Source organism: Bradyrhizobium sp. ORS 285 (assembly GCF_900176205.1).
Lineage (GTDB): Bacteria > Pseudomonadota > Alphaproteobacteria > Rhizobiales > Xanthobacteraceae > Bradyrhizobium.
Genome location: NZ_LT859959.1, coordinates 301,868 through 314,826 on the forward strand (window position 1 = coordinate 301,868; position 12,959 = coordinate 314,826).

At 62.3% G+C, this 12,959-nt stretch carries 9 protein-coding genes and 4 pseudogenes; 6 read left to right on the forward strand and 7 right to left on the reverse strand.

Going from position 1 to position 12,959, the window contains the following annotated elements; all coding sequences use genetic code 11:
• Position 1: 1 nt before the first annotated feature.
• The 3 genes and pseudogenes from BRAD285_RS01350 to istB form a co-directional block, all read left to right on the forward strand.
• Positions 2 to 178 (forward strand): annotated as a pseudogene (locus tag BRAD285_RS01350) (VirB8/TrbF family protein); the annotation flags it as partial.
• Positions 177 to 881 (forward strand): annotated as a pseudogene (locus BRAD285_RS01355) (IS21 family transposase); the annotation flags it as partial. The pseudogenes BRAD285_RS01350 and BRAD285_RS01355, both read left to right, overlap by 2 nt.
• Positions 878 to 1,702: an IS21-like element helper ATPase IstB gene (gene istB / locus BRAD285_RS01360; RefSeq protein ID WP_006611535.1), complete on the forward strand. Its 825-nt coding sequence runs from the start codon at positions 878 to 880 to the stop codon at positions 1,700 to 1,702. The pseudogene BRAD285_RS01355 and the gene istB, both read left to right, overlap by 4 nt.
• 116 nt (positions 1,703 to 1,818) lie before the next feature.
• Here istB and BRAD285_RS35100 read toward each other — a convergent pair whose 3' ends face one another.
• Complete coding sequence (locus BRAD285_RS35100; protein ID WP_157681648.1) at positions 1,819 to 2,079, reverse strand: hypothetical protein; 261 nt, start codon at positions 2,077 to 2,079, stop codon at positions 1,819 to 1,821.
• Positions 2,080 to 2,168: 89 nt separating this feature from the next.
• On the opposite strand from BRAD285_RS35100, the gene BRAD285_RS01365 reads away from it, so the two are divergent.
• The gene (locus tag BRAD285_RS01365) at positions 2,169 to 2,885 is read left to right on the forward strand and encodes an SOS response-associated peptidase (protein WP_006612294.1); all 717 of its coding nucleotides are present in this window, start codon (positions 2,169 to 2,171) and stop codon (positions 2,883 to 2,885) included.
• A 594-nt stretch (positions 2,886 to 3,479) separates the two neighbouring features.
• On the opposite strand, the gene BRAD285_RS01370 is transcribed toward BRAD285_RS01365, so the two are convergent.
• On the reverse strand, positions 3,480 to 6,986 hold the full coding sequence (locus BRAD285_RS01370; protein WP_244563577.1) for a Ulp1 family isopeptidase: 3,507 nt from the start codon (positions 6,984 to 6,986) through the stop codon (positions 3,480 to 3,482).
• 471 nt (positions 6,987 to 7,457) lie between these two features.
• The gene (locus BRAD285_RS01375) at positions 7,458 to 8,657 is read right to left on the reverse strand and encodes an IS256 family transposase (protein ID WP_035648604.1); all 1,200 of its coding nucleotides are present in this window, start codon (positions 8,655 to 8,657) and stop codon (positions 7,458 to 7,460) included.
• A gap of 267 nt (positions 8,658 to 8,924) precedes the next feature.
• Here BRAD285_RS01375 and BRAD285_RS01380 point away from each other — a divergent pair.
• Positions 8,925 to 9,256, forward strand: a pseudogene (locus BRAD285_RS01380) (transposase); the annotation flags it as partial.
• A 55-nt stretch (positions 9,257 to 9,311) separates the two neighbouring features.
• On the opposite strand, the gene BRAD285_RS01385 reads toward BRAD285_RS01380, so the two are convergent.
• From BRAD285_RS01385 to BRAD285_RS01400, 4 genes are all read right to left on the reverse strand, one after another.
• Positions 9,312 to 9,533: a hypothetical protein gene (locus BRAD285_RS01385; protein ID WP_087877564.1), complete on the reverse strand. Its 222-nt coding sequence runs from the start codon at positions 9,531 to 9,533 to the stop codon at positions 9,312 to 9,314.
• On the reverse strand, positions 9,530 to 11,182 hold the full coding sequence (locus BRAD285_RS01390; protein ID WP_157681649.1) for an IS66 family transposase: 1,653 nt from the start codon (positions 11,180 to 11,182) through the stop codon (positions 9,530 to 9,532). The genes BRAD285_RS01385 and BRAD285_RS01390 overlap by 4 nt, the downstream gene beginning before the upstream one ends.
• 70 nt (positions 11,183 to 11,252) lie before the next feature.
• Positions 11,253 to 11,600, reverse strand: a complete 348-nt coding sequence (tnpB, locus tag BRAD285_RS01395) for an IS66 family insertion sequence element accessory protein TnpB (protein ID WP_006613318.1) — start codon at positions 11,598 to 11,600, stop codon at positions 11,253 to 11,255.
• A complete protein-coding gene (locus tag BRAD285_RS01400; protein WP_157681650.1) occupies positions 11,597 to 11,986 on the reverse strand; it encodes a transposase in 390 nt (129 codons plus the stop codon). Before BRAD285_RS01400 ends, tnpB begins: the two co-directional genes overlap by 4 nt.
• A gap of 93 nt (positions 11,987 to 12,079) precedes the next feature.
• On the opposite strand from BRAD285_RS01400, the pseudogene BRAD285_RS01405 reads away from it, so the two are divergent.
• A pseudogene (locus BRAD285_RS01405) lies at positions 12,080 to 12,946 on the forward strand (IS3 family transposase); the annotation flags it as partial.
• Between the last annotated feature and the right edge of the window lie 13 nt (positions 12,947 to 12,959).

Below are 12,959 nucleotides of genomic sequence, written 5' to 3' on the forward strand. Positions count from 1 at the left end.
CATGTTCAAGCGTCCATCCGTTCACTACGGCCGCACGCCCGAGCCGGTGACGCCATATCAGAAGGCGGCCCAGGTTTGGGACGAGCGCATTGGTTCGGCGCGCGTCCAGGCTAGGAATTGGCGGCTGATGGCGTTCGGCTGCCTTGTCCTCGCGGCCAGCTTTGCCGCCGCTCTGATACCGTGCCTTCGTCGACATGGTCGTCGGCCGGCGCAACGCCCATGTCGTCAAGCGGATCGCGATCGAGAAGGAGATGCTGGCACCGCTGCCGCGAGGTCGCACCAGCGACTTCGAGGAGAAGGTGATCCGCGTGACGTCGTCGGGCGGCTTCATCCTGCGCCGCGTTTTCTACACGATGCCCTCGAAGCTGATCGGCCATCGTCTGCGCGTGCGCATCTTCGATGATCGCCTCGAATGCTTCCTCGGCACCACGCAGGTCGCGATGCTCAGGCGAGGCCAGCCTGTGTCGGAAAGCCGGGGCGGACACGTCGTCGATTATCGTCACGTCATCCATGCCCTGCGCCGCAAGCCGATGGCACTTGCCAATCTCGTCTACCGCGATCAGCTGTTCCCGCGGGCAGCCTACCGACGCGCGTTCGAGACGCTGCAGGACAGATATGACGAGCGTCATGCCTGCAAGGTCACGGTCGAGCCCCTTGCTCTCGCTCACGAGCGGGCCTGCGAGGCCGAGCTCGCCGAGGCCATTGCCGCCGATCTCGATGCGGGACGGCTGCCGGATCTCGCCACGCTCCGCATCCGCTTCCGCCCCGAACAGGCATCAGTCCCCGACGTCGCCGTCGAGCTTGCTCCGCTCGCCGCCTACGACGAACTGGCGTCCCTGGGCTTTGCGCCGATGACCTCGAACACGGGAGATGCAGCATGACCAGCACGACGACACCCATTGATGCCGCGCGCGTCGAGTTGCTGCTCACCGAGCTGCGCCTGCCGAGCGTCAAGGCGATCTGGCCAAAGCTCGCCGCGCAATCTGACAAGGAGGGCTGGCCCGCCGCGCGCTTCCTCGCAGCACTCGCCGAGCACGAGGTCGCCGATCGTGGTCGCCGCCGGATCGAACGGCACATGCTCGAAGCGCGCCTGCCTGCCGGCAAAACGCTCGCGAGCTTCGACTTCGACAGCGTGCCGACGCTGTCCAAGGCGCAGGTGATGGCGCTCGCCGCGGGCGACGTCTGGCTCGAGTCTGGCGCCAACCTGCTGCTGTTCGGTCCGCCCGGCGGCGGCAAGAGCCATCTCAGCGCGGCCATTGGCCTGGCCCTCGTCGAGAACGGCTGGCGCGTGTTGTTCACGCGCACGACCGATCTCGTGCAGCGGCTGCAGACGGCGCGGCGAGAGCTGGCGCTGGAAGCGGCCATCGCCAAGCTCGACCGCTACGATCTGCTGATCCTCGACGACATCACCTACGTGTCGAAAGATCAGGCCGAGACCAGCGTGCTGTTCGAACTGATAGCCACCCGCTACGAGCGGCGCTCGCTGCTCATCACGGCCAATCAGCCGTTCGGCGAGTGGGGCCGCATCTTCCCCGATCAGGCCATGACGCTCGCCGCCGTCGACCGTCTCGTCCACCACGCCACGATCATCGAGATGAACGTCGAGAGCTACCGCCGCAAGGCCGCCCTCGGCCGCAAGCGCGGCGCCGGCCGACCGCCGGTTCACGCCACACCGAAGGAGGTCGAAAGCACGGCTGATTGACGCTGCGGCAATGCTGATTGTCGCCCAGCGTCAATCAGCCCTTGCCAAGCCGGGAGCCAGCGACAATGATCCGGCCACCCGGCTCCAATCTTCTCCTCCAGATTGACGCCAAGTTCTCATCCTGATCGTCGCGCTATACGAGGATCAACACACACAGCCCGCACGCCCCGGGCACGCAATTCCGTATAAAGCCAACGGGCAAGACCACCAATTTCAAGGCCGACCTTGTTAATGTCGACCTCAACGCTTGCGAGCCACTGGGCAATCGCATCTGGCTCCGATGCCGTCTTGCCCTCCCTCAGAATGAAGCCTTTCTCATCGACGACGCAGATCGCCGTTTCTTTCAAAGATACGTCCAGGCCAGCGTAGTGCATCATAGTGACCCCTCCGAGGAAGCGCGGCTCCTGCGGCCGCTCCGATCGACTTTGCCAAACGGAGCAGCGGCCGCAATCACCTCATCTACTCGATGACCAAGAACGCCGACGCCATCCGGCGGCTGTTCGGAGTGCAGCCGGGGAACGACCGCACCGGCAACCTGCCGTCCATGCCGGGCATCTTCCCGGACTATCCCGCGCCGATCGTCCGAAACTCGGCCGCCGGCCTCGAGCTTGCGATGGCGAGGTGGGGCATGCCGTGCTCGGCAAAGGCACTGATGGACGCGACCAAGAAGCGGGCCGAGAAGCTTGAAGCCAAGGGCAGGACCGTTGATTTCAAGGAGCTGTTGCGGCTTGAGCCGGACAGCGGGACGACCAACATCCGCAACGTCAACAGCGCACACTGGAAGCGCTGGCTCGGCCCCGACCACCGGTGCTTGGTCCCGTTCACCTCATTCTCCGAGTACGACACGATTGACGGCAAGAAGGTGCCCGTCTGGTTCGCCACCGACGAGAGCCGGCCTCTCCTGGCGTTCGCCGGCCTCTGGACGACCTGGACATCAGTCCGCAAAGCCAAGGAGGGCGAGATCACGATCGACGTGTATGGTTTTCTGACCTGCGAGCCGAACGCCGAGGTCGGCGCCGTGCACCCGAAGGCGATGCCGGTGATCCTGACTAGATCCGAGGAATTCGACGCCTGGCTGGGCGGCCCGTGGGACGAGGCCAAGGCGCTGCAGCGGCCCTTACCAGACGGCGCGCTGCGGATCGTAGCGACCGGTCCGAAAGAGGACCCTTGGCCGTCGGGTTAGGTCTTGAGGCCCGCAACAGCTGGACCAACGCGAGCTCTGACGATTGCGAATCCCTGCTGCGTGCTGACCGAGCGGAACGAGCAGGCGGACGGAAGGATTCGTTCTGGTGGAGTGATTTCGCCCCCTCAGCACCTCGCCTGACGAAGCCGCCTCCGAGTTCCGTAATGTCCTCGATCAAACGGGAGACGCCTTCCCAGAGTGCCTGCCCGAATAGCGCCATGTATCTGCGCGTGTTGCAAATTCGCGTGGTGTCCGCTTTGCTCATAAGCGACCTAATTTGTTGTGCCCAGCCAATGACGCGACCCGTCACATGCTGACGTCCATCTGCAGGCGCGTCGCAGATCTTGTCTTTAACGAGTCTTGGAATTAATCTTCCGGTATTGATTTCGGAATACGATCATCGATCGCGCTTCTGGTTCGTTCATTCCACATGGTGCCGATTGGGCTGCTTCGCAATTTCGCAAAACAGCCTAGACGGCGGGCTTTGCCCCCCACCCATCGTAAACACACAGCACGCTCTGCAGACATGCCGATCGTGCGCCCTCAATGGGAGAGAAGTTGCACTTCAATCAGGCGCGCTATTCAGTGGCGACATCAGCTGCTCTTCAGTCGGTTCTGAAGTTCCTGCCGATCGACGACGAGGTTGCTAAGGTTGAGATCTACCTGTCGCCCTCCTGCGAGCCTTCGTGCCAGCGCTCTCGTGCCGTCGACGACAAAAACGCCGCAATCGTAGCTGTTCCTCTGCTGAGCTATTGGGCCATGTCGCAGATTGGCCCCTACTGCCGCGGCGAGTGTTGCCGCGGGGCCGGCATTGCCGTGCCCTTGAGCGGAGTCGTAGTGATAGGCAACCGGCCTGTCGCGGTTGCGACGGTCGACCAGCAGCAACGACCAATGAGTGCCTCGCTCAGCGAGGCCTGCGACACTGGCATTGTTCACGGGCAAGAACAGGAAGTCGGCTGTGTCGTCTCCATTCCGATCGACCACGATTATATGGAATGCCCTTAGGGCATCGGCGCCGGTGCTATGGGCCACCTGGAAGGCCATCAGAGGATCCACGAACCGGGTCCGAGCGGCGAGATCTGGATTGCTTTGCTGCAATTCCTCCGACAGAAGCTCGTAGTCTCGCTGGATGTGCTCGTCACCCAGCCACTGCATGGAGCCCAGCACGCGTCCGCTACGGTCTGCGGAAGAAGCAGCGGCAACCGATGGGCCGGCCTGGGCATCCCGGGCGGCGAAGTGACCAGGATGATGGACAAATTGGAAGTCGTAGCGACTTTGGGGTCCCATTGTGATGGAATAGGTCTCTCTGTTGATGGTCACCGGCTGGGAAACCATTCCCGAATTCGGCAACAGCATCTTGTTGTCCAGCACATTCAGCAGATAATCCGGCACCGCCTGTGAGCGATGCTGCCAATCCTCACCGACGAGATGTCCAATGTCTTCGAGCTGCTGCAGAACGCCTGAGGGGCCGATGAAGAACGGTGGAGCGCCGGCTGGGCTGAGCACCGGCCTTGACTGGGCTTCGTCACGCAAGTCCCGCGGTGTAGACGGCAGATCGACGAACGAAGAGAGACCCTGGTAAATCTCTGAAGACGGGGCAGGGGCGCGCTCCGGCGCAGAATTGAAGTAGGAAGACCGGGCGTCGTCACGCAAATCCTGGGGAGTGTACGGCAGATCCATGAACGAAGAAAGACCCTGGTAAATCTCTGAAGACGGGGCAGGCGCGCGCTCCGGCAAAGAATTGACGTAGGCCGACCGAGCGTCGTCACGCAAGTCCTGCGGTGTGTACGGCAGATCCGCGAACGAAGAAAGACCCTGGTAAATCTGTGAGGACGGGGCAGGGGCGCGCTCCGGCAAAGAATTGAAGTAGGCCGACCGAGCGTCGTCACGCAAGTCCTGCGGTGTGTACGGCAGATCCGCGAACGAAGAAAGACCTTGGTAAATCTGTGAGGACGGGGCAGGCGCGCGCTCCGGCGAAGAAGCGACGTAGGCCGACCGGGCGTCGTCACGCAAGTCCGGCGGTGTGTACGGCAGATCCATGAACGAAGAAAGGCCCTGGTAGATCTGTGAGTACGGGGAGGGCGCGCGCTCCGACGTGGGAAAGTCGAAGAAGGACGGCAGCTGCAAATCTTGAAGCCACGTTGAGGTCGAGCTTAGGTCAGCCGGGATCTGCAACCCCGCCTGCCTAAGCGGCTCTATCAGCGGCCGGGGCAGCTCAGCTTCGGGGCGCGTCTGCGGCAAAGTTCGTGTCAAGGCCGAGCTCGAGCTCGGCTCGACTCTCTGCTGCGGGAAGTTCAGGCCGAGCGCCCTGTTTGCATCGACGATCTGCGCATACTGCCTGAGCTTACTCAGAGGTACGAAGACGTCACCCCTAACTTCTGTGAACGCCTGGTAGTCTCGATCCAGCGAGTGTCGCTGCTCGACATTGCCATTGATCCGGCTAGCGATGCTCGTTCTACCGGTTGTTCGGAGCCACTCGCCGAACTCGCGCAGTGTTGAAGCAGTTCTTCGTGCTGCTGCTTTCTTTTGTTGGAGAAGATTGGGCTTGTTCAACTCCTCGTTGGTAAGGCCCTCGATCAGACTGGCGTCCTCGTCGTAAAGGTAAATTCCTTCGATACCCAAAAATGCACGAATTCGATCAAGCTGAGGCACCTCCTTTCCGGCTTTCCGACACGCCGCGATATCATCCCTCAACGAGTCCTGCTGCTCAACAGTCCCGTCAATCCGGTTCACAATGCTGGGCCTGCTCTCCCTCTGAAGCCAATCACTGAAACTGCGCAGTCGCGAGGCTTGCGTCGTAGCGGTGCTTTTTTCTTCGCCCATAGACGGTGCATTGCTCAAGCCGCGGTCGATGGCGACGGCGTCTTCCCGATAAGGAGCTAATGTTTTGTGCCCCATCAGGCGGGGGCGGCTAAGAATACCTACGAGCTGCCCATCAGTCCCTAATCTACACAAATGAGACAGTGCCACACTGAGCCGGCCGTTATCGTCGCCAACGGCTTCGATGTACTCGTTCAGGTCGTCGCCCAACGACGTTGGCTCCGTGTATAACCGAGCCAATGTCTCCTTATCGTGCTCTCGGAGCCAACGCGCAAAATGCCTGAGAGCTCTCACGTACGATTTAATGGTCTCGGAGGCAATCACCCCAGTCCCGCGGCTGCTGGTACCATCAGGCGCAACTCCATACTCTCTGACGGCCTTCTCAAACTGAGAGATCATTTGCTCGTCGGCAGGATACATGGGGCCGAGACGTATACCCCGGCTAGGGACTGTGCTAGACCCTCCAGCCTGAAAGATCTGAAGCTCATGGAGAGCTCCACTCAAGGACCTCCTAGCCGTGCTAAAGGCGCCCGCGCCCTTTATAAATTCATCCTTACAGGCCGTCAGTAGATCAGGATGGCCAAGCACGTCCGTCAGAATGAGGTCTTTGGATTGGAGGAACTCACTGAACCCCCGAAGCGCCGACGAGTAGTTATTAATCGTGCCGCGTCTAAAGTGCGCGGCCGTCAACGCTTTCCTGAGCTCTATAAATAGTGCCTGGTCTGCAGCGGACGGGCGCTTGCGCTTTGCGCGCCTGATATGAAGCTCGGAGCGGAGCGTGACATCTTCTGGGTCACCAGACGACTTCTCTCGGCGGCTTCCTCCCAGGACATTGCCTAGTCCGGATTTGACCCGGGAGAGCAATCCAAGTGGCTTTCTGCATTCATCCGTCCGGACTTTAGATTGCACCTCCAGAGGCGCTTCGTAGCGCATGCTGCCGGATGACACCGAATCCAAGCCGTCTGAGCCCGGTCCAAGATGACCGCGCGGAACATCGGCGCTGTAGCGCGCATTGCTCAACGAGCTGTCGCGCAAGTTATGCTCTTGTGGCACACACATCGCAGCATCACTGGTCGTGCGCTGAGTATTGTCGCCCGATCGCGCGTCTGGAGTGTCAGGCGAACTCTCCTTGAAGGATAGAGGCTGCAGTTCGCCCAGTTGCTGCTCAAAGCGAGCCTGATCAACTGGCTCGAGATCGGCCTCCTGCCGCGTGCGCTGGAGCTCTTGCCGCTCTGCGTGCCGGCGCATCGAATAGTTCGGGTCGCTATAGCCGGGTTCCATGTCCCCTCCTTCGGCCAGATAACTCTTCATAGCTTCACCCGGACCACAGCCAGGTGGAGCGCCAACAAACTCTGAATTCAAGAGACCGAAAGCCACTTTCGGAGCAGCCGCTTCGAACTCAGTTCGATGTCCTCAACTTCGCGTTAACCGACGTGTCGTCACGGATTTCGTCTCACCTGCGACCCTATGGATATTGTAATCCTACTTCCGATCGTGAAGCGTAACGCTTTACCGGCCGAAGTTACAACCTGACGCAACGTGGGATTCAAGCTCAGTTTTACCAAGTGCCCCGAATATTGAGGCGCGACACCCGAGCGAGTGTTCGTTCGGGACGGTCTCTGAATGGAGCAGACACCTGTAGTAGGCCCTGACCCTGCCCTTTGGGTGAAGTTCGTTCTGGCCAAGATCGTGTCCCGTGGCGTGGTGTAGCTCGCGGTGGGTCACCGCGTTCGCCGGCGAGAGCCGGGCTGGTCAGCTGGCGATAGCCTGAAGGCTGACGGTAGGATCATCGCTCATCGGTGCGATGGTTTCCAGTGTCACATAGCGGGCTCGCTGGACGGCCCATTCGTCGTTTTGTTCGAGCAGGATCGCGCCGATGAGGCGGACGATGGCATCCTCATTTGGGAAGATGCCGACCACCTCGGTGCGCCGCTTGATCTCTCCGTTGAGACGCTCGATCGGATTGGTGGAGTGCAACTTGGTCCGGTGCTGGGGCGGGAACGTCATGTAGGCGAGTACGTCGGTCTCGGCCTCGTCGAGGAAGCCGGCCAGCTTGGGCAGCTTGGGGCGGAGCTGATCGGCGACCTTGCGCCACTGCGTTTTTGCGGCATCGGCATCGTCCTGGGCGAACGCGGTGGCGATGAAAGCGGAGACCACGCGGCGCCCGCTCTTTCCGGCATGGGCCAGCGCGTTGCGCATGAAGTGGACGCGGCAGCGCTGCCAGCTGGCGTTGAGCACCTTGGCGACGGTGGCCTTGATGCCCTCGTGGGCGTCGGACACGACGAGCTTGACGCCGCGCAGGCCGCGGCGGGCGAGCTTGCGCAAGAACGCGGTCCAGAACGTCTCGGCTTCGGAGGGGCCGACGTCCATGCCGAGAACCTCGCGCCGGCCGTCGCTGTTGACACCGACTGCGACGATCACCGCCACCGACACGATGCGCCCGTTCTGGCGCACCTTCACGTAGGTGGCGTCGATCCACAGATACGGCCAGTCGCCCTCGATCGGACGGCCGAGGAAGGCCTTCACCTTGTCATCGATCTCACCGCACAGCCGGCTCACTTGGCTCTTCGAGATGCCGGTCATGCCCATGGCCTGCACCAGGTCATCCACCGAGCGGGTTGAAACGCCTTGCACATAGGCTTCCTGGACCACGGCGGTGAGCGCCTTCTCGGCCATCCGGCGCGGCTCTAAGAAGCCCGGGAAATAGGAGCCCTTGCGCAGCTTGGGAATACGCAGTTCGACCGTACCGGCCCGGGTCTCCCAGGTCCGGTCGCGGTAGCCGTTGCGCTGGGCCAGACGCTCGGGGGTCTTCTCGCCGTAGCCTGCTCCGGTCTGGCTTTCGACCTCCAGCTCCATCAGGCGCTGGGCGGCAAAGCCGATCATCTCGCGCAACAAATCCGCATCAGGGGTCTTCTCCACGAGTGTTCGCAGGTTCATCATGTCGTCGGTCATCGGTGGGTCCTCGGTTGCGTTGGCGTGTCGCAACCCGATCCTACCGGAGAACTGCCGATGACCACCGCAAAGCCGCCCGCCCGCTACGGCGCTACGTGACAGCGCGCGTCCGGGCGGCTTTGCTCTACCGAGCTACACCACCACCGGGGACACGACCCTGGCCAACGAAGACCAGAGGATCAAGTGTAGCCGCTTTACGGCAGATGACCTGCCCCTAAGAATTTCCTCCAGAAGGATTTAGAGTCCGCCCTGACGAAGGACGGACAGATGAAGCGGAAGCGGTTCACGGAAGAGCAGATCATCGCGGTTTTGAAAGAGCACGAGGCCGGTGCGAAGACGGCCGATCTGGCTCGCAAGCACGGGATCTCGGAGGCGACGCACTACAATTGGAAGGCCAAGTTCGGCGGCATGGACGTCTCCGAGGCCAAGCGGCTCAAGGCGCTCGAGGACGAGAATGCCAAGCTGAAGAAGCTGCTGGCCGAGCAGATGCTCGATGCGGCGGCGCTGCCGGAGCTGCTTTCAAAAAAATGGTAGGCCCTGCCGCCAAGCGCGCCGCATCGGCGCACCTGCAGGCCAAGCTCGGCCTGTCGGAACGTAAGCATCCGCCGTAGGCCGCGGGGGGAGCCGGTTTGCGGCGTCATCTGGGAAGAGATTTCAGAGCTGCCGACGTGTTTTGACGAGTTCGATCAGGTTGTCGATCCCGAAGTCGGTCAAGGCCATGACGCCATCGTCACCAGCGCCATAGACCCAGATGACGCCATCCTCGATGTCCAATTCGCTGGCGACGTCGTGCAACCATTCCTCATCTTCGCCGAGGTCCTTGGCAACCTTGGCGATGGTGGTGACGTGGTGAACTTTGTTGACGTGCGTGGTCATGCTGCTCGGGTGGAGAGCGCTGCGGCCTGAGGCGTCCAGTTCCAGGGCAGCAGTTCGTCGAGCCGTTGGGACGGGTGAGCGGCAATCCGGTCAATGACATCGGTCAGCCAGGCTTGCGGATCGATCCCGTTCATTTTGGCGGTGACGATCAGGCTGTACATCGCAGCTGCGCGCCGGCCGCCGCGATCAGACCCGCAGAAGAGCCAGGATTTTCGACCTAGGGCGATGCCTCGCAGACCGCGCTCGGCGGCATTGTTGGAGAGGCACACACGACCGTCATCGAGGAACAGCGTGAAGCTCGGCCATCGCTTCAGCACGTAATTGAATGCCTTGGCAAGGTCGTGCCCCCGGGCGAGCTTGGCGAGTTGCTCTTGCATGTAGAGCCGCAGGTCTTCGGTCAAAGGCCGACTGAGCGTCTGCCGTGCTTCGAGACGCTCCTGCGCGCTTTTGCCATTGATGGAACGCTCGATCTCGAACAACGCGTCGATCCGGCGCACGACCTCGATTGCGATCGGAGAAAGCGGGATCTCCTTCTTGCCCGCAGCCTTGCGGCGCGCATTCTCCTCCAGATCGGCCATGGCAAAGAACGGGCGCCGCGCATGCGCCCAGCACGACGCCTCGCGGATCGGTCCAGGGCCGCGTCCAGCCAGATAGAGCTGGTTATAGCCGTCATAGGCGTCGGCCTGCAGGATGCCGGCATACCGCGCCAGATGCGCCTGCGGATGCTCGCCCTTGCGATCGCGCGAGTAGTAGAACATCGCTGCCGGCGGGTCCGCACCACCGAACGGCCGGTCGTCCCGGACATAGATCCAGCACCGCCCCGTGTCAGTCTTTCCCTTGGCCAGCACCGGCACGGTCGTATCGTCGGCATGAAGGCGCTCGGCCGTCATGACATGCGCTTCAACCAGGCGCAGCAGCGGGTCCAGCGACGCACAGACCGACCCCACGGCATCCGCCATGGTCGAGAGCGCTATCGGCACGCCCTCCAGCGCATAGCGCTCGGCCTGGCGGTTCAAGGGCTGATGCTGACCGAACTTCTCGAACATGATCATCGCCAGCAGGCTCGGCCCGGCCCATCCTCGCGCCACGGCATGGAACGGCGCCGGCACCTGGCTGATCTTCTCGCAGTCCCGGCAGGAGAACTTCTCCCGCACCGTCTCGATCACCTTCCATTGGCGCGGCACCACCTCCAGCGTCCGCGTCACGTCCTCGCCGAGCTTGCGCAGGCGATTGCTGCCGCAGCATTCGCAAGCCGTCGGCGGCTCGATCACCACCCGCTCGCGGGGCAGATGTTCGGGGAAGGTTTGTCGCTCGGTGCGCTTGCGCGTGAAGGCGCGGACCGTGCTGGTCTTCGCCGCGGCGCGTTCCGCCGCAAGCTCGTCCTCGGTGGCGCCAGCTTCCTGCTCTTCGAACGTCAGCGCCAGTTGTTCGAGCAGGCGTGATGAACGCTCCGACCGCTGCCCGTAGATCTGATGCCTCAGCTTGGCGATCTGCAGCTTCTGGGACGCGATCAGGGCTTCGTCTTCCGATGCCTTGGCTCGGGCAGCCGCAAGCTCGGCAGCGACCTCCAATTCCTTCGCGCGCTCGGCCGCCAGCGCCTGTTTCAGGGCGACGACGTCATCCGGTCCAGCATCGCAATCGGCGTTCATGCGACGCAGTGAATCACAGATCAGGCCGGTTGGAACTCCCTAAATACCGGAAAGCCGCAACTATCTCTGCTCAGCCTGCGCTCTGTGGCCGCCATGTCAGCTGCGGATTCCTCCAATCGATCGCCTCAAGCATGTAGGCCATCTGCGCGGCCGAGATCGACACCGCGCCATTGGACACCGAGGGCCAGATGAACTTTCCTCGGTCGAGGCGCTTGGCGTAGAGCGACAAGCCGATTCCGTCATGCCACAGGATCTTGACCAGATCCCCGCGACGGCCGCGGAAGATGTAGAGATCGCCGGCGTGGGGATCTCGCTTCAAAATCTCCTGGACCATCAGGGCCAGGCTCTGCATACCACGGCGCATGTCCGTGTGGCCGGTCGCAATCCAGACCTTGACGTCGCTCGGGATCGGAATCATCGCCGCCTCAAAAGGTCGAGAATGCGCCGAAGTGCCTCGGTGTCCACGTCGCGGTCGACGCGCACGCAGCAGTCGTCCAGTTCGATCTCGATCGTTCCGGCCCGCATGCTCGGTGCGGCACGCGATGGCGACGGTGGTGATGGCACCCTCGTCAAGTCGTCAGCCTGCGACGACACGATGGCGACAGGAACGATAGCCGGCACAGCCTCGGCACCCAGCCGGCCCTGCCGCGCCTGCCGGCGCCAGGTGAACAGCAGGCTCTGAGCCACCCCATGCCGCCGGGCAACTCCGCAGACGGTCTGCCCGGACTGCATCGTCTCCTCGATCAGACGAACCTTATCCTCATAACTCCATCGACGCCGCCGTTCGGCGCCCAAAACTTCCATCTGCATCGCCGCATGACCTCAAGGCTGGACTTAAGGCCATATCCTTAGGCGGCCGGTGACGCCGAACAAGGCGGCCTACGCCGGAGCGATACGTCGGAACGGCGGGCCTGCTCGATCGTCGGGGCGGATCGGACGATGGTGCGCTACCAGTCTCGTCGCCCCTCGGACGCCGAGCTTCGGGTCAGACTGCGCGAGCTTGCCAACGAACGGCGGCGGTTCGGCTATCGTCGGCTGTTCATCCTGCTGCGACGGGAGGGCGAGCGATCCGGCATCAACCGTATCCATCGGCTGTACCGCGAAGAAGGGCTTACGGTGCGCAAGCGACGCGCTCGTCGAAAGGCGATCGGGATGCGGGCTCCGATCCCGGTGGAAGCGAGACCGAATGCGCGCTGGTCGCTGGACTTTGTCTCCGACCAGTTCGCCAACGGTCGGCGCTTCCGCATCCTCAATATCGTCGATGATGTCACCAAGGAGTGTCTGGGCGCGATCCCGGACACCTCGATCTCGGGCCGGCGGGTGGCACGAGAACTGACGGCCATCGTCGCTTGGCGCGGCAAACCGGGATCAATTGTGTCCGACAACGGCACCGAGTTCACCTGCAATGCGATGCTGGCTTGGTGCCAGGACAACAGCATCGCCTGGCACTTCATCGCACCGGGCAAGCCGATCCAGAACGCCTTCGTCGAAAGCTTCAACGGCAGGATGCGCGACGAGCTGCTGAACGAGACGCTGTTCTTCGGCATCGCCGAGGCACGAAGCAAAATTGCTGCATGGGTCGCCGACTACAATGGCGAGCGGCCTCACTCCTCGCTGCAATACCAGACCCCGGCGGCCTACGCTGCCACATTCACCGCAACGGGCGATCGGCTGCGCAACCCCGACCTGCTCCGCCGCTCGCCCGTTGCTCAACACGCGCCAATCGGCGTAAAACCCACTCGGACTCTAAATGCTGCTGGATGAAACTTCGGTGGCA

Excerpts from the sequence above, each read along its gene's own strand:
- istB (WP_006611535.1), top strand. The coding sequence starts at position 878 with ATGACCAGCACGACGACACCCATTGATGCCGCGCGCGTCGAGTTGCTG.
- BRAD285_RS35100 (WP_157681648.1), bottom strand. The coding sequence starts at position 2,079 with ATGATGCACTACGCTGGCCTGGACGTATCTTTGAAAGAAACGGCGATC.
- BRAD285_RS01365 (WP_006612294.1), top strand. The coding sequence starts at position 2,169 with ATGACCAAGAACGCCGACGCCATCCGGCGGCTGTTCGGAGTGCAGCCG.
- BRAD285_RS01370 (WP_244563577.1), bottom strand. The coding sequence starts at position 6,986 with ATGGAACCCGGCTATAGCGACCCGAACTATTCGATGCGCCGGCACGCA.
- BRAD285_RS01375 (WP_035648604.1), bottom strand. The coding sequence starts at position 8,657 with ATGACCGACGACATGATGAACCTGCGAACACTCGTGGAGAAGACCCCT.
- BRAD285_RS01385 (WP_087877564.1), bottom strand. The coding sequence starts at position 9,533 with ATGACCACGCACGTCAACAAAGTTCACCACGTCACCACCATCGCCAAG.
- BRAD285_RS01390 (WP_157681649.1), bottom strand. The coding sequence starts at position 11,182 with ATGAACGCCGATTGCGATGCTGGACCGGATGACGTCGTCGCCCTGAAA.
- tnpB (WP_006613318.1), bottom strand. The coding sequence starts at position 11,600 with ATGATTCCGATCCCGAGCGACGTCAAGGTCTGGATTGCGACCGGCCAC.
- BRAD285_RS01400 (WP_157681650.1), bottom strand. The coding sequence starts at position 11,986 with ATGGAAGTTTTGGGCGCCGAACGGCGGCGTCGATGGAGTTATGAGGAT.